Source organism: Mycobacterium sp. 1081908.1 (assembly GCF_001673535.1).
Classification (GTDB): Bacteria; Actinomycetota; Actinomycetes; order Mycobacteriales; family Mycobacteriaceae; genus Mycobacterium.
In genome coordinates, this window is the sequence record NZ_LZLY01000092.1 from 1 (window position 1) to 20,442 (window position 20,442).

The 20,442-nt window shown below is 70.4% G+C and carries 10 protein-coding genes and 1 pseudogene; 3 read left to right on the plus strand and 8 right to left on the minus strand.

All coding sequences use genetic code 11. From position 1 onward, the window contains the following. Positions 1-738: pseudogene (locus A5655_RS29225) on the plus strand (hypothetical protein); the annotation flags it as partial. 20 nt (positions 739-758) lie between these two features. Here A5655_RS29225 and A5655_RS13295 read toward each other — a convergent pair. Then, positions 759-1,052: an acylphosphatase gene (locus A5655_RS13295; RefSeq protein ID WP_067010733.1), complete on the minus strand. Its 294-nt coding sequence runs from the start codon at positions 1,050-1,052 to the stop codon at positions 759-761. After that, positions 1,039-1,452, minus strand: a complete 414-nt coding sequence (locus A5655_RS13300; RefSeq protein ID WP_067010734.1) for an OsmC family protein — start codon at positions 1,450-1,452, stop codon at positions 1,039-1,041. The genes A5655_RS13295 and A5655_RS13300 overlap by 14 nt, the downstream gene beginning before the upstream one ends. 62 nt (positions 1,453-1,514) lie before the next feature. Between A5655_RS13300 and A5655_RS13305 the strand changes: the two genes are divergently transcribed. Beyond that, entirely contained in the window at positions 1,515-2,291 is a 777-nt protein-coding gene (locus A5655_RS13305; RefSeq protein WP_067010736.1) for a PIG-L deacetylase family protein, read from the plus strand. 72 nt (positions 2,292-2,363) lie between these two features. Here A5655_RS13305 and mutM read toward each other — a convergent pair whose 3' ends face one another. From mutM to sepIVA, 4 genes are read right to left on the minus strand one after another with little or no spacing between them, the layout of a single operon-like run. After that, entirely contained in the window at positions 2,364-3,227 is an 864-nt protein-coding gene (gene mutM / locus A5655_RS13310) for a DNA-formamidopyrimidine glycosylase (RefSeq protein ID WP_067010738.1), read from the minus strand. A 16-nt stretch (positions 3,228-3,243) separates the two neighbouring features. Next, positions 3,244-3,957, minus strand: a complete 714-nt coding sequence (gene rnc / locus A5655_RS13315) for a ribonuclease III (RefSeq protein ID WP_067010740.1) — start codon at positions 3,955-3,957, stop codon at positions 3,244-3,246. Further along, positions 3,954-4,547: a DUF177 domain-containing protein gene (locus A5655_RS13320; protein ID WP_156764849.1), complete on the minus strand. Its 594-nt coding sequence runs from the start codon at positions 4,545-4,547 to the stop codon at positions 3,954-3,956. The genes rnc and A5655_RS13320 overlap by 4 nt, the downstream gene beginning before the upstream one ends. A 50-nt stretch (positions 4,548-4,597) precedes the next feature. Continuing rightward, complete coding sequence (sepIVA, locus tag A5655_RS13325) at positions 4,598-5,335, minus strand: cell division protein SepIVA (RefSeq protein ID WP_066909423.1); 738 nt, start codon at positions 5,333-5,335, stop codon at positions 4,598-4,600. A gap of 350 nt (positions 5,336-5,685) precedes the next feature. Between sepIVA and A5655_RS13330 the strand changes: the two genes are divergently transcribed. Next, complete coding sequence (locus A5655_RS13330) at positions 5,686-6,867, plus strand: permease (RefSeq protein WP_067010742.1); 1,182 nt, start codon at positions 5,686-5,688, stop codon at positions 6,865-6,867. Here the strand turns inward: A5655_RS13330 and A5655_RS13335 are convergent. Together A5655_RS13335 and A5655_RS13340 are read right to left on the minus strand one after the other, a co-directional pair. Further along, a complete protein-coding gene (locus A5655_RS13335) occupies positions 6,855-14,081 on the minus strand; it encodes a beta-ketoacyl synthase N-terminal-like domain-containing protein (protein ID WP_067010744.1) in 7,227 nt (2,408 codons plus the stop codon). The two genes, A5655_RS13330 and A5655_RS13335, sit on opposite strands and share 13 nt — an antisense overlap. Then, entirely contained in the window at positions 14,081-20,287 is a 6,207-nt protein-coding gene (locus A5655_RS13340; RefSeq protein ID WP_082978639.1) for a type I polyketide synthase, read from the minus strand. Before A5655_RS13340 ends, A5655_RS13335 begins: the two co-directional genes overlap by 1 nt. Between the last annotated feature and the right edge of the window lie 155 nt (positions 20,288-20,442).

Genomic DNA, 20,442 nt, shown 5'->3' on the forward strand with positions numbered 1-20,442 from the left:
GGCGGCGGCGGCGGCCACGGCGGGGCCGGCGGGGGCGGCGGCCTGCAGCTCGGTTCCGGCGCCAATGGCGGCGCCGGCGGTCACAGCCACTCCGGGCTCGGCGGGCACGGCGGGGCCGGCGGGGAGGGCGGCCTCGGCGTCGGCGACGGCGGCAACGGCGGCGCCGGCGGGTCCAGCGACCCCGGTGCCGGGGGCACTGGAGGCCGCGGCGGCGCCGGCGCCAACAGCGCATTCATCGGCAACGGCGGCGCGGGCGGCGCCGGCGGAAACGGTGACACCGCCGGCAACGGCGGGAGCGGCGGGAATGCCCGCGGAATTGGAAACGCCGGCGCCGGCGGCTCCGGCGGGTCCAGCACGCCCGGCGCCGGCGGCACCGGCGGTGCGGGCGGCTCCGGCGGCATCGACGAAGGATTCATCGGCAACGGTGGCGCGGGCGGCGCGGGCGGATACGGCGATGCCGGGGGCGGGTTCGGCGGCCACGGCGGCGGGACCCTGGCGCTCGTCGGCTTCGGCGGTAACGGCGGCGCCGCGGGGGCCAGCACAATCACCACCGGCGTGGGGGCCCAGGGCGGTGACGGGGGAGCCTCCATCGCCTACTTCAGCTCCGGCGGCAACGGCGGCAACGGCGGAGACGTCGGCATCGGTGCCACCGGCGGCGCAGGCGGCACCGGCGGCGTCGTCGTCACCGGCAGATTCGCGACGGCCGGAATCAACGGGCAAACCGGGAAGGTGGGCTAGCCGACCGGCCGCGGGCCGCGTCAGCGCTCGACGAATCCGACGAATTGGTCCGCGGGTTCCGACCAGTCGGCGACGACCTTGTCCACGTGTCCCGGCCGGGACGGCCACGCGTCGCCGCCTTCCAGCAGGTGCAGCAATTTCTCGGCGGCCGCGCGCGGACCCTGGGCCACCACGAGCACCCGGCCGTCGGCCTGGTTGGCCGCGTACCCGGTGAGGCCGAGCTCCAGCGCGCGGGCGCGGGTCCACCAGCGGAAACCGACCCCCTGGACGCTGCCGTGCACCCAGGCGGTGAGCCGGACGTCAGGCTCCGGCATCGGCGATCTCGAAGTTGACGGTCGTGCCGGATTTCAGCGTGCGCCCGACGGTGCAGACGAGGTCGACCGCCCGGTTGGCGACGACGAGCACCCGCTGCTTCTCCTCGTCGGAGAGCCCGGACAGGTCGAGCTCGAGGGTCTCCTCGAGCAGCGGATAGCGCTCCTGCTCGCGGTCGGCGGCCCCGGACACCTTGACCACGGCCTTGTAGTCGTCGCCGAGCCGGCGGGCCAGCGGTTCGTCGGTGGACATGCCGCTGCACGCGGCCAGCGCGATCTTGAGCAGCTCGCCGGGTGTGAACACCCCCTGGACGTCCTCCGAGCCGACGAGCACCTGCGCGCCGCGTGAGCTGTATCCGGTGTAGCGGCGCGATCCGGTGCGTTCGACCCACAGTTCCGTCATGGCTTCTTTTCTACCGGGCTGGCCCTACCCGCCGGTGCGGCCGGGCGGGCATACTGCGCTGCATGGCCACTGTGGTCGCTTTGCACGCCCATCCGGACGACGAGGTGATACTTACCGGCGGCACCCTCGCGCGGGCGGCGGCGGCCGGGCATCGCGTTGTCCTCGTCACCGCGACCGACGGCCGCGTACACAATGACGACGGCGATCTCCGGTTGAACGAATTGCGTTCGAGCGCAAGCATCCTCGGTGTACATCGGGTCGAATGCCTCGGCTATGCCGACAGCGGATATGGCCCCGTCTTCTACCCCGATCCGCCCGGACGCGTCAGGTTCGGCCGAGCCGACGTCGACGAGGCGGCTGGGCGGCTCGCGGAAATACTGCACGACGAGGCCGCGGATGTGCTGCTCAGCTACGAGGGCAACGGCGGCTATGGCCACCGCGATCATGTCCAGGTGCACCACGTCGGCAAGCGGGCCGCCGAGCTCGCATCGACGCCGCGAGTACTCGAGGCAACAATGCCACGCGAATTGCTGGTGCGCATCGGGCAGCTCGCCCGTCTGTTGCGACTACCGGCGCCCTACGAACCGGAAGTTGCGCGCACCGCCTACGCGCCGACGTCCAGCATCACCCACCGGATCAACGTCTTCGGTTTCGCACGACACAAGCGCGACGCGTTTGCGGCCCACCGCTCCCAAATCGGCGAGTCCGGTCTCGCGGCGCGCGTGTTCGACGTGCTGCTTGCGCTGCCCCCACAGGTGTTCGGCCTGCTGTTCCCCCGTGAATGGTTCGTCGACCCCGCGCTACCCCGGGGAATCACGCGACGCGACATCTTCGATTGACTCGCCGTCGAGTGTGATCCCTGGGCGTCGCGGCTCGGCGTGTCGCAGCCGTGTGCTCACACCGAAAAGCCGTCAGCGCACGCTCGAAACCCTCGGCCGCGGCTGGCATCTCGGGCAGTAGAACGAGGAACGGTTCATGAACTTCTCGCGACGCATCACCGCGCCGCAGCGCCGGCAGGGTTCGCCTTCCCGGCCGTAGGCGTCCAGGGATCGGTCGAAGTACCCGGACTCGCCGTTGACGTTGACGTAGAGCGAGTCGAACGAGGTGCCGCCCTTTGCCAGCGCGTCGCGCATCACGTCGGCGGCGGCGTCCAGCACGGCGGTCAGCCGGCGGCGGCTGAGGGTGTCGGCGATCCGCGCGCCGTGCACCTTGGCCCGCCACAACGCCTCGTCGGCATAGATGTTGCCGATCCCCGAGACGACGGTCTGATCGAGGAGCTGCCGCTTGATCTCGGAATGCTTGCGCCGCAACACCTTTACCACGGCGCCGCGGTCGAAAAGCGGGTCGAGCGGGTCGCGCGCCAGGTGCGCGACGGGCTGCGGAACCACGCTGCCGTCGACGCTGACCAGATCGGCGAGCATCCACCCCCCGAACGTCCGCTGGTCGGCGAAGCTCAGCACGGTCCCGTCGTCGAGCAGCGCGGAGATGCGCACGTGGTCGGCGCGCGGCACCTTGCCCAGCAGCATCTGCCCGCTCATGCCGAGGTGAACGACGAGCGCGGCGTCCGGGTCGCCCAGCAGCAGCCACAGGTACTTGCCGCGCCGGTCGGTTCCGGTGATCTTCGCGTCGAGCAGCCGCGCGGTGAGGTCGGCCGGCCCGGCCTCGTGGCGGCGCACCGCGCGGGGATGATGCACCCGGACCGCGGTGATCGTCTTGCCCACCACGTGGGCCTGCAAGCCGCGGCGCACCACCTCGACTTCGGGCAGTTCGGGCATTCAGCAGGTCATCAAACTACGCGGACGTCTTGCCCGCGGTGTCCAGCGCTTCCAGCGCTTTCCAGGTCGCGGCGGCGGCCTTTTGCTCGGCCTCCTTCTTCGAGCGGCCGACACCCGAGCCGTATTCGGTCTCCATCACGACGACGACCGCGGTGAACTCCTTGTCGTGGTCCGGCCCGGTGGAGGTGACCAGGTAGGACGGCGCCCCCATGCCGCGGGCGGCGGTCAGCTCCTGCAGGCTGGTCTTCCAGTCCAGCCCGGCCCCAAGCGTCGGCGCGGCGTCGAGCAGCGGGCCGAACAACCGCAGGATCACCTCACGCGCCGTGTCGATTCCGTGCTGCAGGTAGATCGCGCCCAGCAGCGATTCCATGCCGTCGGCCAGGATGCTCGACTTGTCGGCCCCGCCGGTGTTCGCCTCGCCCCGGCCGAGGAACAGGTGCGCGCCGAGGCCCTCGTCGGAGAGCTTCCGCGCGACGTCGGCCAGCGCCTGGGTGTTGACCACGCTGGCCCGCAGCTTGGCGAGGTCGCCCTCGGAGCGGTCGGGATGGCGGTGGTAGAGCTCGTCGGTGATGGTCAGGCCCAGCACCGCGTCGCCCAGGAACTCCAGGCGCTCGTTGGTGGGCAGCCCGCCGTGCTCGTAGGCATAGCTTCGATGCGTCAGGGCCAGCGACAGCAGCTCCTCGGGCAGCTCGACCCCGAGCGCCTCGAGCAGGGCCCGCCGCGACGTCACCGCTGGTCCCCTCCGGCGTCGTCCGGGTCGGACGGCGCCGGCAACATCTCGGCCAGCTTGGACCACCGCGGGTCGATCCGATCGTGGTGATGGCCGGGCTCGGCCGCGAGCGCGACACCGCATTCGGGGCACAACCCCGGGCAATCCGGCGTGCACACCGGCGCGAAGGGCAGCTCCAGCCCGACGGCGTCGATGATGGGCTGCTCCAGGTCGATGGTGTCGTCGACGATGTGGCCCACCTCGTCTTCCTCGGTGGTCGCCTCGGTCGTGCTGTCGGGGTAGGCGAACAGCTCGGTCAACCGGACCTGCACCCGCCCGGTGACCGGCGTCAGGCAGCGGGAGCATTCGCCGACGGTGGGCGCGTCCACGGTCCCGGTCACCAGCACGCCCTCGGACACCGACTGCACCTGCAGGTCCAGCTCCAACGGGGCGCCCCGGTCGATCGCGATCATGTCCAGCCCGATGCGCGACGGGCTGGGCACCGTCTCGCGCAGGGTGACCATCGCGCCCGGGCGCCGCCCCAGCCGCGTGATGTCGAGCGTCATCGGCGACGTCGAACGGCGCTGCGTGGTGCTGTGCTGCCGCGTCATAGGGGAAATCCTACGGCGCCGCGCGAGTAATGAAAGGCGCGAACGCCGCGCTAGCGGGTCGCGTAGTCGTGGGTGCCGGCGGCCGTGCGGAGCTGGTGGCGGCCGCGGCCCACCGAGCGCAGCGTGCCGTTGAGGAACTCCTCGAACTCGGCGAGCTTGTTGTCCACGTAGATGTCGCACTCGCCGCGCAGCCGGTCGGCCTCGGCGTGCGCGGTGTCGATGAGGCGGGTGGCCTCGGCGTTCGCCGCCTCCACCACGCTGTTCTGCGAGACCAGCCGCTGCTGCTCCTTGATGCCCTCTTGCACGGCCTTCTCGTACGAGATGTTGCCGTTCTCGATCAGCCGATCCGCTTCGGCCTGGGCGCGGCCGACGCTGGCCTCGTACTCGCGTTTCGCCGCCGTGGCGATGCGAATCGACTCCTCGCGGGCCTCCCCGACCATCCGCTCGCTGTGCTGGCGCGCCTCGCTGACCATCCGGTCGGCCTGCGCTTTCGCGTCGGACAGCAGCCGGTCCGCCTCGGCGCGGGCGTGGTTGAGCATCGACTCCGACTCGGTGGTCGCCGAGGAAACCATGGATTCGGCGTGCGACTTGGCATCCTGCAGCATCGAATCGCGCGCGTCGAGCACGTCCTGGGCGTCGTCCAGTTCGCCGGGGATCGCATCCTTGATGTCGTCGATCAGCTCCAGCACGTCGCCGCGGGGCACGACGCAACCGGCCGTCATGGGCACGCCGCGCGCCTCTTCGACGATGGCGCCCAATTCGTCCAGCGCTTCAAAAACTCGGTACACGGCCATACCCTCCTGGCGTCTGGCAAAAAACTCCGTTGTTACCAGTGTGCCTGTTGTTACCTCTGTGACAGCGGTGGCGACGCGGTGTGTCGGCCATTTGCCCTCCGCGACCGCTCGCTGCCAGGGAAATCCATAGAAAATGCCCGTTCATGCCGTTTCCGCGGGCCCGACCGCCGCGCGGGGTTGTTCCGTCCATATTCTTTGCCGGCCCCCGCACCGATTTATAGCCATTCTAGGGATCGCGGCCGCCCCCGCGCGCAAAAGCCCTCACCCGCGTTGACAGATACCCCCTAGGGGTATAGGCTACCGACGGGAAATCGCCGGATCACGCAACCGAAGCGGAGGCCTCGATGAGAGCGCTGGCAGCGGTCGGTCACGCCCTGGGCTTGGCCGGGTCGATGACGTGGGAAATTCTGTGGGCCCTGATCCTGGGATTCGCCCTGTCGGCGGTGGTGCAGGCCGTGGTGCGCCGTTCGACGATCGTGAACCTGATGGGTGACGACCGGCCGCGCACCCTGGCGGTGGCCGCCGGGCTGGGGGCCGCGTCGTCGTCGTGCTCCTATGCCGCGGTGGCTCTGGCCCGCTCGCTGTTCCGCAAGGGCGCCAACTTCACCGCCGCGATGGCGTTCGAGATCGGTTCGACGAACCTCGTGGTCGAGCTGGGCATCATCCTGGCCCTGCTGATGGGCTGGCAGTTCACCGCCGCGGAATTCGTGGGCGGCCCCCTGATGATCGTGGCGCTGGCCGTCCTGTTCCGGCTGTTCGTGCGGTCCCGGCTCGTCGATGCGGCCCGGGAGCAGGCCGAGCGCGGCATCGCCGGCTCGATGGAAGGCCATGCCGCCATGGACATGTCGATCCAAAAGGAGGGCTCGTTTGCCCGACGGCTGTTCTCCCCGCAGGGATTCACCTCGGTCTCGCATGTGTTCGTGATGGAGTGGATGGCGATTCTGCGGGATCTCGTCCTGGGCCTGCTGATCGCCGGTGCGATCGCGGCGTGGGTGCCCGAAAGCTTTTGGCGGATCTTCTTTTTGACCGATCACCCGGCGTGGTCGGCGGTGTGGGGTCCGCTGGTGGGACCGATCGTCGCGATCGTGTCGTTCGTCTGCTCGATCGGCAACGTGCCGCTGGCCGCGGTGCTGTGGAACGGCGGCATCAGCTTCGGCGGCGTCATCGCGTTCATCTACGCCGACCTGGTGATCCTGCCGATCCTGAACATCTACCGCAAGTACTACGGCACCAGGATGATGCTGACGCTGCTCGGCACCTTCTACGCCGCGATGGTCGCCGCCGGTTACCTGGTCGAATTGCTATTCGGCACAGCGGGTCTCGTCCCGAAACAGCGCAACGCCACGGTGATGGAGGCGTCGATCTCGTGGAACTACACCACCTGGCTCAACATCGCCTTCCTCGTCGTCGCCGCGGCCCTGATCGTGCGATTCGTCGCCTCCGGCGGAGTCCCGATGCTGCGGATGATGGGCGGCTCCCCCGCCGCGACCGAGGGGCACCACGATCACAGCCATCAATGCGACTGAGGGCTGTGGCTCCGGGTTGAGCGGGTGGCCATCCATTCGTCGGTGCCGATCGTGCTTCGCCAGTCCGCCGGCAGCGCGTCCAGAGCGTCTTCGATGCAATCCCATATCGACTCGAGGGGCGATGCACCCGGGGCGGCGGCGGCAATCCGGTCCTCCACAGCGTAATTCGGCTCATGCGGCGCATCGCTGAACGGGGCGAGCGCGTTGACGGCGGCCATGACGCGGCGCCGCCGTTCTGCGTAGGGCCACCCGGCCAACTCGTCGGGCATGATCGGCCGGCCGAAGATGTAGTCCTGCGCCGCATGCCGATACGGCACCTCGAGCTTTTGGTCCACCGGTTCCTCGGGCAGGCCGCCGGCGAAGTACACCGGCACGATCGGCATCGACGCGGCGATCGACAGGTCCAGCAGCGTGGACGTCAGCCGCTCGACGCGCTGGCCGGAGCGGACCGATCGCGTTCCGTCGGCGTGCACCATGGTCGACACCCCGTGGGCGGCGACGTCGCGCTTGATGTCCTCGATCAGGCTCAAGAACTGCTCGGGGTTGCGCTGGTCGAAATACCGGGTGCTGCCCGGCTTTCCGTTCGCCGTGGCGTCGGCCAGCCGGGTGAGGGCACCGACCCACCGGGTTTCGTGCTTGGCGTGCGCGATCGTCACGACCTTCGTGTCGGTCAGCCACGATGCGATCGACGTGCCCAGGATCGATTCGATCTGCACCTGGTGGTTGCCCAGCAGCAACGCGGGACGGCCCCGGACCGCGTCCATCGCCGCGGGATAGGTGACGATGACGTGCCTGACGTAGCGCGACAGCAGGGCCCAGTGGACGAGGTCGGCGAACCCGCCCGGCTGAATTCCCAGCCGGTCGGTCGACCAGGTGCGCACGGGCTGCCAGTCCGTCCGCAACGACGCGTCCGCGCGACACTCGCCCCGGTCCGTTTGCCCGACCTCGACGGAGATTCGCTCCAGCGGAAGCGCCGGGCAGCTCACCTGCCCGTCGACGACGCGCACCTGCGCCGGGTGGATCGCGCCGTGCGCGGCGTCGGCGACGGCTTCCTTGACGGCGATGTCGGCGATCAGTGAATTGCGTTGGCTCTCGGTGTCATACACCGCTCGCAGGGTGCCCTTGAACCAGTCCTGCGTTGCCGCGCGCGCCGCATCGAGCGTGACCGCCCCGCGGCCCAGCCGATCGCTCAACGACATCCCGGGCACCGCGCGGCGCTCGGCAATGAACGCGCGCCGCTCGGCGCCGCTGACCTGGACGAGATGGCCTTTTTCCAAAAGGAATTCGACGACGCGCAGGTAGGCCCAGGGCTTGCCGGCGGCGCTGAGCCACAGATCGACGATCGGCAGCCGGTCGTCGGCGTCGTCAAACCCGACGAACCGGGTCTGCACGTCGACCGTCCCTTCCAGGGGGGCGTCGCCGTAGAAGCGCGCCCAGATCACCCGGCGCGGGAATCCGACGGTCGTGTCCCCGGCGGCCGCGTAGGAGGCGACATCCGCCCTGTCCGTGGTCCATACGTTCATCGCGGTGTGGGGCACGATGTGAAACGCGCCGTCGAGCAGCCCCGGGTGTTGCTGGCCCGCCGGGACCTTGCACCGCTCGACCGCGAGCGTGCCCGACGAGCCGTTGCGGCCGATCCGGGCGCCGTCCATCAGGGTCTGGAACGCGGGCCCGTGGAACACCGTGCCGTCGTACGGGCTGGCGTAGGGCACCGCGTCTCGCAACGGGGCGGGTGTCGCGGGTTCGCCCGCGTAGTGCTCCGCGGTGAAGATCACGGCCTCCGCGTGGGTCTCCCAGCGCGACAACTCCGCTCGCGGCGCATCGCGCCACACCTCCAGGCGACCGTCGAAGCGGCCCGGATCGACGGGCTCGACCACCACCCGTAGTCGCGTCGGGGCGTCGACGACGACCCAGCGAACCAGGCGCAGGTCGCTGATTTCGATCACCTTGGCCCCGCCCGTCGCCCGGCTTGCCCCCTGGGCGAACAGGTCCAGCACCGACATCATTGGCAGGGAGGGGATCACGTAGGTCGGGCAGTGATCGAGGACCCAGGCGTCGCGCGCGGGGTCGATGGTCAGCTCCAGCGTGGTGGCCGCGCCGGCCTCGGGCGCGGATCGACGTTCCGGCGCGCCGGGCGCGAGGCGCATGGCCAAATTCGTTGCGCTGTAGATCCGTATCCCGTCGCACCACAGCGAGGCGTCGGCCACGGCGAGGATGCCGGTATCGCCGCGCTCGATGCGGGTGAGTTCTGTCTCCGCGGTGATCTGCTTGTTGGTGGGCACGATCTGGCCGCGGTATCGCCAGGTGATCGCTTCGCGGATGGCCACCGGTTCAAAGCGCGCCGAGGGGCCCATCTCCTCGCCGAATCCGAGATCGAGCATCGCGAATTGCAGCAGTTGGAGCAGCATTTCGATGCCGAGTGATCCGGGTTGCACCGGGTCGCGGTAGAAGTGCGCCTTGAAATACCACTCGGCGGGGTTGATGTCCTTGACGGCGCGCCACCGGCCCACGCCGGCGGCGCCCGCGGTGGGCCACCGGCCCGTGACCCGGTCGATCATCAACAGCATCGGGTCGGCGAGCCGCGCTCCCGGGCCGAAGAATTCCGCCGGGTGCGCGCCCAGGTCGACGACCGGTGCCTCGCAGGGCAGCTCCAGCAGGGCGCGCTGTTCCTCGCTGACCGGGAGCCCGACCTGCTGCTGCAACGCTTCGAGGCGAAAGTAGCCGAACACCGTGTCGAACGTGTAGACGACGCCGTCGTCGGCGGAGATTTCGCCGTCGAAGGTGACGATGATGGTTCCGCCCGCCTGGGCGACGTTCTTCAGCACGGCCTTGATCCGCAGCGTCCCGGTCGAGGGCGTGATCTCCCGGTGCTGGATGCCGGTCCCGTCGAGGTTGCGGAAGAACAGGTCGACGTCGAAGTCCAGCGGGCAACCGGCGTATGCGCCCAGCCAGCCGCAGGGCTGCAGCGCGATCTCCATCAGGACCGCGTTGGGCATCGTCGGTGTCGCGTTCGCGCCCTTGTTCTCGGCGAAATACCATGCGTCGCTTGGCACGTCGTATTCCGCGACGACCTGCGCCCCGGGTTTCGCGACGCCGAGCTCTCCGACGACCTCGGTGACCCGGGACATGAAGTGGTAGGGCGGGCCCGGCAGCCGCGCCACCCTGCGGTGGGTGTCGAACTTCTCATAGAGCGGGCCGAGCGCCAGGGAAGGCTTGGCGATGGCGCAGGCCAGCATCGCGGGGTAGCCGAACTCGGCGCCGTGGCCCTCGGCGACGGGCTTGGGTTCGACGTAGCCCGCGAGCTCTTCGACGCCCATATCCATCGGGCATCCGGGTGAGAGCCGCAGTCCCATCCGGCGGCAGTGGAAGGCCGGCAAACCGTCGACGGTGCACAGCAGGTCGGCGAAAAGCGTTGGCTCGGGCCCGGCGATGACCTCGCGCACGAACACCTCGTAGACCAGCTCGCGCGACTGGGGCGTGACCTGGCCGCGGCAGACCAGCTTGTAGGTCTCGAACGGCACCGGCTCGAAACGCCACCCGTCGCACTCCAGCGTCATGCCGAGGGCGGTCATGTAGACGGCCATCGTCTGCATCGTGGCCTCGTACATGAGGGTGCCGGGCATGCAGGGGTCGTTCTTGAAATGACCGCCGAAATACCAGGTTTCGGGTGTCACACGCGCGACCGCGCGCAGGTAACCCCGGCCCCACGGCCCACCGGCGAAGTCCAGCCGGGTAACCTCGTCGACGAAGAGCATGTCGCCGGCCGAAATGCTGGGCGTGCGGGTGTGGCTGGCCCCGCGCTCGAAGCCGGGCCCGAGCGTGCGCCAGATCTCACCCGCGGCCAACGCCTCCAGGTCGGGGCGCTGCAACGAGGTGCGCGACGTTCGCACCGGCGTCGATTCCATTGGCCCGCTGACGGTTTCGTCCTCGGGGCGCCAGAGGATCCCGCCCGACGCCGCCAGTTCCTCGTCGGAGAAGAAGCCGGCCTGGCCGTTGCGCATGGACATCCGCTCGACACCGTCGATCGTGCAGTCGTAGTGGAAGAAGAACATGCGGATGTCGCCCTGCCGGGCGTGGCCGTCCACGTGGATGTCGAAGCGCAGGGTGTCGCCGATCTCGGGCAACCCGCCCAGGTAGGTGACCTCGCAGCCGAGCAGGCGATACACCCGCTCGCCTTTGTTGGCGAAGTCCGCGCCCATCCAGGAGATCAGCATGAGGTCCGCCTGCCCGGCCTCGATCATGATTCCGGCCGGCATCCGGCCCCGGTGCAACCACCAGGCGTCGGCGGTGACATCGGTTTCGGTCCACAGTGTTCCGGTGCCGTTCTTGCCCGGCTCGGCGTCGATGCCCAGCAGCCGATCCGCCAGCAGCAGTGGGGATTCCGGCATCCGCACCTGCCGCGCGTAGTCGTCTTGCACGGTGAACGCCGGGCCGAAGATGTCGGATATCTTGCCCGAGGCGTGCACGCGCAGGCCGTCCTTGTCCAGGCTCAGGCCCACCGGGGCGCGCTTGACCGTGGGCTTGGGCAGCTCCTTGCCGGGGGGCGGCGACGGCTGGGTCGCCCGGTAGGCGCCGGCGTCGGGCAGATAGCCGACGCCGTTGTGGGCCACCGGTTCTGGGTCGTCCACCGGGGGTCGCGACGGCGGCGCGCCGATCGACAGCGGCTCGGGCGGCGCCTGGCCGAGCAGGTCCGCGCCGAGCGGCACCCGCGCCGACGCGTCCGCGGCCTTGGGCAGAGCCGGCGGTACGGGCAGGTGTGTTGTCATGGGCCGCTCCAGTGCAGGGATGGCATGGCGAGTCGGGACGCGATTCGGCAGCCGGACATCGGGTGGGTGGGCCGGGAACCGCAACCGCGCGTGTTTCCCCGCGGGGGCCGGGGGCGGCAGCTCCCCGGGTGCCGTTGGCGCGAGCACGATTCGCTGCTGCTGACCGCCGAGGCCGGTGAGCGCGACGACGACCGAGCGCTCGCCGGCCGTCCACGGCGTGCCGTCGGGGCACACGCCCAGGACGCCGTAGAGCGCGCCCGCGGCGACGTGCAGCAGGCCCGTCGCGGCGTGGGCGTGACCGAGCAGCGACGACAGGTTCAGTGCGCCGGCCGCGGTGCCCAGGTGCAGGCACTCCCCGCGCGGCTGCTGGTCGGCCGGCAGGGTGGCGAGGACCGTGTCGCCGGCGCGGCGCGCGTCGCCGGCGCGTTTGAGCACGACGACGACGGCGGCGTCGCCGGGCGTCTGCTCGCCCGATCCGAGCAGCGCGCGCGCCGCGGCCTCGTGCACCGGTTCGCAGCTGAGATCCACCGCGCCGACGACGGCCGCGTCGATCTCGCCTCGCCGCAGGGCGCGGGCGGCCAGCTGCAGCGCGGTGGTGCCCGAGAGTTCTTCCCGCGACACCGTGAAACTCGGCCCCCGCAGGTCGAATTGCCGGTTCAGGCGGTTGGCGACGATGTTGGGCATGGCGCCGACCACGCCGGCGGACGTCCAGCCTTGCCCGACTGCGTCGCGCGCGGTCGCCAGTTCGGCGGGGTCGTCGATCTCGTCGGCCAACCGCCATCGCATGCCCAGCCGGGTGATCTCGGTGTCGCACCCCATCCCGACGATGATGCTGGTTCTGTCCGGTGGCAGGCCGCCGATCAGCGTATCGATGTTGACGGCCGCGCCGAGCAGCGCCAGTTGCTGGGGCAGCGTCTGCTTGAGATCCGCAGGGGGAAAGCGTGTTTGTGCGACGTCGAGGCGGACCTCGCTCATCCGGGCCCGGCGGGTGCCGTCGGCCTCGCGGGTGGGAATCGGCTCGGAATTCGCGAGATGGTCTGCCACCGAGGCGGTTTCGTCGTCACCGACCAGCAGGCTGACGCCCACGATCGCGATGTCGTCGTCGTCCCTGCGGGAGATGGTGACCCTCGGCCGGTCGCGGCGGTCGTCGGTGGGCGGGACCCATTCTTCGAGCAGCAGGTGGGCGTTGTTGCCGCCGAAACCGAAGTTGTTGACGGCGGCGCGGCGCGGCCCGCCGCACACCCAGGGTTCGGCCTCGGTGAGCAGGCGGAACGGCGACTCGACGAGGAACGGCAGCGGGTCGTCGGCGTGCAGCGTCGGGGGCCGGACGCCCGCCCGCATCGCCGCGAGCACCTTGATCGCGCCCGCCGCGCCCGACGCCGTGATCGAGTGTCCCAGATTGGATTTCAGCGATCCGATGGGCAGTTCGGACACGCCCTCGAAGATGCGTGCCATGCTCATCAGCTCGGTCAGGTCGCCCCGCGAGGTTCCGGTGGCGTGGCACTCGACGAGCGAGATGTCCCGCGGCTCGAGCTCGGCCATCTCGTAGGCGAGCCGCATGGCCCGCTCCTGCCCCTCCTGCGACGGTGCGAGCGGGCCCTGTCCCCGGCCGTCGTTGCTGAGGCCGACCGCCCGGACGACCCCCAGGATGGTGTCGGCGTCGGCGACCGCGTCGTCGAGCCTTTTGAGCACCAAGAACGCCGCGCCCTCGGCGGGAACCAATCCGTCCGCTCCGCGGTGGAAGGGGCGCGACTTGCCGGTGCGACTGAGCGCCTGCAGCGCGGTGAAGCCGACGTGCAGCAGCAGGTCGCTGGCGCCGTTCACGCCGCCCGCCAGCATCACGTCGGCGGTGCCGTCGTGGAGTCGGTCGCACGCCAGCTTGATCGCGTACAGCGAGGAGGCGCAGGCGGCGTCGAGGGCCGTGGCGCCCCCGGCCAACCCCAGCGCGTCGGCGATGACGTGGGCCGGCAGGCCGGACATGAAGCGGTTGCGCCAGTCGATCGCGTGTTCGTCACCGCGCCAAGTCTTTTCGGCCAGGTCGATCATCGAGTTGGTCGGGTAACTCAAGTTGCCCAGGACCAGCCCGGCCGGGCCCGGGACCTCGCCGGGGCACCAGCCGGCGCTCTCGATGGCTTGCCGGGCGGCCTCGGCGGCCCACAGGTACAGCGGGTCGAGGCCCCGGAACTCGGCGGCGCCGAGCAGGAAACGGCGGGGGTCGAAGATCTCGTCGAAGCCGCGCACGTATCCGCCTCGGTCCGACCAGGCGTGGTCGAGCAACCCGGCGTCGTTCTCGGCGCGGACGATGCGCTCCGCCGGCACGCCCCAATAGCCGGGTCGCGGTGGGCCGAGCGCATCCCGGCCATCGCGCACGGTCCGCCACAACTCGTCGGGGCTCAGGCCGCCGGGCAGGACGCAGCCCTGGCCCACGATCGCAATGGGCTCAAACATCAGTCGCCGTAGGGGTATAACTCGAGCCGCTTGAGGCTCGCCACCACGCGGTTGTCGGCGTCGACAAGGTCGAGGTCGCAGACGGCTCCGCCGCTCTTGGCATCGCCGTTGGACAGCACGCAGCGCAATCCGTCGCCCAGCGCCCCGGCGCGGTAACGCACGATCTCGGCCACCCGCAGCGGCAGCACGGTGCGGCCGAGCCGTTCATAGCTCCACACCAACGCCAGTTGCAGACAGCCGTCGAGCGCCGCGGAATCGGTGGCCCAGCCTTCGCCCGGCCAGCCCGCGGTCGTCAGGCCGTGCAGTGCGGCCGTGGCGCTGGTGGCCTGGCATTCGACGTCCCCGAGGACCTGGAACGCGGGCCCGTGGAACAGCGCGCCGTTCCCGTAGCAGGCGTCGCGGTTCAGCCGGCGACCGCCGACCGGCGCGACCGGTCCGGTGGGTGCAGCCGTTGGGCCCGAATCCATTTCGACCGTGGCCGAGTAGTAGGCGGTCGACCCCGAGACGTCGGACAACGTGCAGGCGAGCCGACCCGGCCGATCGTCCACCGGCGCGGCGCGCACCAGCATCGGGTCGCCCCGTTGGTCGAAGTCGTGCAGGGTCACACCGCGCAGCACCTTGAGGTCGAGGAGGCGCTGCACGAGTTGTCCGGGCCGGCACGCCTCGGCCATCCGCACGAACCATTCGAGGACCTGCACGACCGGCAGCACGACGTTGCCGCGGACTCGGTGATCCGCCAGCTGCGGCTGCCGTCGCACATGGGCCAGGACGCGCGCGATCCGGCCTTCGGCGGGCATCGCGCCGGCCGATACGCCGTCTCCGAGGGTGACCTCGGGGTCGTCGATCTGCCCGTCCAGCACGTCGGAGACGAACGCCCGCGCGCCGTCCGCAAGCGGGATCAACCCGATGCCCCTCGACTCGAACATCGCCTTCAGGCCGGGCGTGACCATGCCGGAATCCCATGGGCCCCAACCCAACGCCCGAACCAGGCAGGCCGGGCCGCGCCGGGCCTGCTCGGCCAGGGCCACCTTGTTGAGGATCTCGTTGGCCATGGCGTAGTCGCTTTGGCCGGCGTTGCCGCTGCGCGCGGCCACCGACGAAAACAGGCAGATGACCTTCAGCGGATCGGCGGCGGTGGCGTCCAGCAGCGCGCACAGCCCGCCGACCTTGGTCTCGAAGACACGGTCGAACCCGTCGAGGGTCTTCTTGTGCAGGGGCGCATCGGCCAATACGCCGGCCCCGTGCACCAGTCCGGTGATCGGCCCGAAATCGGTTCGCACGCTTTGCAGAACGGCACCGAGCGCGGACGCGTCGCGCACATCGGTCGCGGCATAACGGACCCGGGAGCCCGCGGCGGTCAGGGCGGCGACGGTCGCCCGCACCTCGCGATCGGCGAGGATGCGCTGCACCTGCTGTTCCAGCTCCCGGGGGGTGGGCTTGAGCCCGCGGGTCACGGCGCCGCTGAGCAGCGCCCGCTTGAGTTCGGCGTCGGTGGTCAGCCCGTGCGCCTCGGGGGGTTCGTCGGAAAGTTCGGTGCGTCCGAGCAGGACGAAGCCGGCCCGTGTCTCCTTCGCCAGCGCGATGACCGACGCCGCGGTGACGCCGCGGGCCCCGCCCGACACGACGATCACGTCGCGATGGTCGATGCGGCGCGCGTGGGTGGTCACCCGGCGGCCGTCGGCGACGACGGTGACGCGGCCGTGCGCGCTGCCCAGGCCGACTTCCAGTTCGGCGCCGCCGGCCAAGAGCTCTTGGGCGAGGTGTTCGGCGACCGCGATCGGCGACTGCCGTTCGGCCGCGACGTCGATGGCTTTGACCTGCGCTTGGGGCCACTCTTGCGCGGCGGTCTTGGCGAGGGCGGCGAGGCCGGCGGCCCAGGCGCGCGGGCCGGGGTCGGTGAGCAGCCCGAAGGTGCCGCCGGTGTCCTGGACGGTGACGAACACGCCGCCGCGTTCGGCGAACGTCGCGGCGACGCGCTGGGCGTCGGCGAAGGCCGTTCGGTTGACGGCCAGGGTGTCGTCGCGGGTGGCGGTTCGCCGCAGCCCGCCGAGGTGGATCACCGCCTCGGCGTTCGGGCCCGGCTCGGACACGATCGTCGCGTTGACGCCGTGCGTGCGCAGGATCGCGGCCAGGGCGTCGCCGGTGGCGTCCGGGCCGTCCGGCGCGGTGACGATCTCCACGGTGGTCGCGGTGTAGAGACCGGGCATCGCCATCCCGCTAGCCGGAGCAGGAATCGCACGCACCGCATGGCGCGCGATCCCCGCTCCGGCTAAGTCAAAAGGGAGGCGATCACCTGCCTCGGTCGGGGCCGTCAGGCCCTGTAGGTAGTCGACGATCTCCTGCAGCGTGCCCAGCGTCGCCATCGTCGCGGCCTCCACCTCGGGCAGCGCCGGCACCCGTTGCTGCACCGCGGACAAGATCTCGACCCGCTTGATCGAATCGATACCCAGGTCGGCCTCCAGCGCCATCGACAGATCCAGCATCTCCACCGGATAGCCCGTCTTGTCCGCCACCACCTCGAGCATCTGCGTCACCAACTCGCCACCGGCAACCGAAACAGCCACCGGCGCAAGCGCACTCACCGCAGCGCCGTTGGCGGCGACCGGACCCGTCAGGCCCTGCAGGTAGTCGACGATCTCCTGCAGCGTGCCCAGCGTCGCCATCGTCGCGGCCTCCACCTCGGGCAGCGCCGGCACCCGCTGCTGCACCGCGGACAAGATCTCGACCCGCTTGATCGAATCGATACCCAGGTCGGCCTCCAGCGCCATCGACAGATCCAGCATCTCCACCGGATAGCCCGTCTTGTCCGCCACCACCTCGAGCATCTGCGTCACCAACTCGCCACCGGCAACCGAAACAGCCACCGGCGCAAGCGTGCTCACCGGCGCCGCCGTCCCGTTGTGGCCCGCCGTGCCGTTGTGGCCCGCCGTGCCGTTGTGGACGGCCGCCGGGACCGCCGGCGCGGCGGGCATCGACGGCCCGCCGTTGCGGACGACCGGGGCGGGTGGGGGCGTGGGCATCGCCGGTTTCCCGTTGGGGATGACGGGGGACGCGGGGGGCGGCGCGGCTGCCTCGGCTCCCGGCACGAGAGCCTTTAGCAGCCTTTGGATTTGGCCGATCCCCTCCTGGACGGTTCCCACCGCGGCGATCAGCCCGGTCACCACGTCGGCGCTCACGTGCAGCGCCGGCGCGGAGGGTGCGACGGGCGCGTCGGCGTGGGCGCCGTTGGTCGGGATTGCGGTCGTGTACGACTCGGATGGCGCCAATTTGTACTCCGATTCGGTCCTGTGCCCGTTGCTCTGGACACGGTGGTCGGTGGGGGTTTCGACGCCCCGCGGGACGGGCTCGGCGCTCGGCTGCGGCCGCCCATAGTTGGATCCGTTGATCTTGAGGGTGAGCTTCGGCCGCTCGCGGGCCCGCGGGTCATCGACGGCCCGGTAGTCGGCCCAGAGGCGCTCGAAGTTCATCGGCACGCCGGCGGCCGCGAGTTGGGCCAGCCCGATCCACAGCGATCGAATGCCGTTGCGGCCCTTGGTGTCCAAGGACACCGCCGAGTGCTCCTCGCCGGCGAGGCACTTACCGACCAGGCCTGTCAGCACGCCGCCGGGACCGACCTCGACGAAGGTGCGCGCGCCGGCCTGCCACATCGCCTGAACCTGTTCGGCGAACCGCACGGGCTGCGCGATCTGGTTGGCCAGCGTGTTCCGCATTTGGTGGGCGTCGCCGGCGTACGGCTGCGCCGTCGCGTTCGCGTAGACCGGCACCTCGGGCGCGCCGAAGGGGATCTCCGCGAGGAACGAGGCGAACGGAGCCGCCGCCGGGGTGACGATCTCGGAGTGGAAGGCGGTGGCGACGTCGAGGAGCCGCGCGTTGATGCCGACCGCGCCAAACCGTTGGGCGGCGTGGTTGATCGCGGTGCTGTCGCCGGACAGCACGATCTGGCTGGGCGCGTTGTGGTTGGCGATGACGACCGGTAGCCCCCACTCTTCGATCAGGTGGCGGACCTGTTCGACGGGTGCGGTCACCGCACACATCGCCCCGTCGCCGTTGGTCGCGGCTTCGGCCATCAGCGCGCCACGCGCGCGGGCGATCAGGAGGGCGACCTCGTCGCTGAAAACGCCGGCGGCACACAGCGCGGTGACCTCGCCGAAGCTGTGCCCGCCGACGGCCACGGGCGCAATGCCAAGCGCGCGGATCACCGAGAGCAGGCTCAAGCTGTGTGCGCCGATGCCCGGTTGCGCCCACTCGGTCCTGGTCAACTCGCCCGCCTGCAGCGCGCGCTCGTCGTCGCTGAAAGCCGTTCTCGGCCAGACGACCTGGTGCAGGTCGCGGTCGGCGTTCAACCTTTCGGCGCGGGCCAGCTCCCACGGCGACAGCGCCGGCTCGTAGAGCTGCGGCAGGTCGGCGCCCATGCCGACGTACTGGCTGCCCTGCCCCGGGAACAGCAGCGCGACCGGGCCCGGCCGTTGCGCCGAGTAGTGGTAGCCCCTGGGCGAGCCGAACGACGCCGCCACGTCGGGGGTTCCGAGTTTCGCCGCGGCTTCGTCGAGCATCGCGCGCAGGTTGGCCACGCTGTCGGCGACGACCGCCAGGCGGTGCGGCGCGGTGGCGTCGTAGGTGGATTGGGTGCTGCGGGCGAGGTAGCCGAGCATGTCGGGGTCGTCGACCAGCGACGCGGATAGCCGGGCGGCCTGCTCGGAGAGCGCCGCGGCCGAGGCTGCGCCGAGGACGATCAGTTCCGAATCCCAGGACCGGTAGCGCCACGCGCGCTTCCCGGTGCCGGTGTACTCCTCGACCGTGACGTGAAAGTTGGTGCCGCCGAACCCGAACGAGCTGACGGACGCGCGCCTCGGGACGCCGTCGGCGGGCACCCACGGCTTCGCCTGCGTCGACAGATAGAACGGTGACTTCTCGATTTCGAGGGCGGGATTGGGCCGATCGACCTTGATGGTTGGCGGCAACGTCTTGTGGTGCAGCGCCAGCACGGTCTTGAACAGCCCGCAGGCACCGGCTGCGCCCTTGGTGTGGCCGACCTGAGACTTGACCGAGCCGAGCGCGCACCATTGCCGGTCCGCGCGCCCCGAGCCGTCGAATACCTCTCGCAGCGCGGTGAACTCGGCGACATCGCCGGCTTTGGTCCCGGTGCCGTGCGCTTCCACGAGCCCGACCGTTTCGGGGCCGTAGCCGGCGGCGGCGTAGGCGCGTCGGAGGGCCTTGGCTTGGCCGGCCGGGCTCGGCGCGTAAATGCTCTTGGCGCGGCCGTCCGAAGACGTGCCGATGCCGCGAATCACGGCGTAGATCCGGTCGCCGTCGCGTTCGGCGTCGTCGAGGCGCTTGAGGGCCAGCATCGCCAGCCCCTCGCCGAGCATGGTGCCGTCCGATTGGTCGGAGAAGGGGCGGCAGTCGCCGGTGGGCGACAGCGCGGTGACTTTGGCGAAGCACATGAACATCAAGATGTCGTTGAAGGCGTCGACCCCACCCGCGATGACCATGTCCGACTCGCCGAGATAGAGCTCGTGCAGCCCCACCTCGAGGGCGGCCAGCGAGCTCGCGCACGCGGCGTCGATGACGCAGTTGGTCCCGCCGAGGTCGAAGCGGTTGGCGATGCGCCCGGCGATGACGTTGCCGAGCAGGCCGGGGAAGGTGTTTTCCTGCCACGGCGTGTAACCGGACGCGACGCTCTCGCTGAAGGCGGTGAGCTCGGTTTCGGAGAGCCCGGCGGCGCGCAGCCCGCGCTCCCAGACCGGCCGGTGCAGGCTGCCCGCCATGTAGTTGGTCATCTCGGTGCCGCCGGACGCGCCCAAGATCACGCTGACGCGCTCGCGATCCAGCAGGGAAAAGTCGCCGCCCGCAACGTCCTCTAATACCTGCTGCGCGACCCGCAGACCAAGCAATTGGGCGGTGTCCGTCGCGGGGACGACATTCGGTGGAATTCCGAAATCCATCGGCGCGAAATCAATATCGGGCAAGAATCCGCCGCGGCGGGCATAAACCTTGTCCGGCGCACTCGCGGAGGGGTCGTAATAGTCGTCAACGCTCCAGTGCGATGCCGGAACGTCGGAGAATAGGTCCGCGCCCCCGACGATGTTGCGCCAGAAGCGCTCGGCCTCAGGAGACCCGGGAAACAGCGCGCTCACCCCGACAACGGCTACAGGGGGATGCTTGGATACCACCGGTCTCCTTCGCGTCGATAACACGTACCGCACCGCCTGTCAACCCGGGTCGCAAAGACTGATCGTTAGGTTTTGCCGGATTGATCAGCCAAGACGGGTCGAACGCTCGCCGGACGATACCAGAGCATAGGCGGTCGTATTGACGGAATGTCAATAACTCCGGATCGGTCTCCGGGCGACGGGATCCG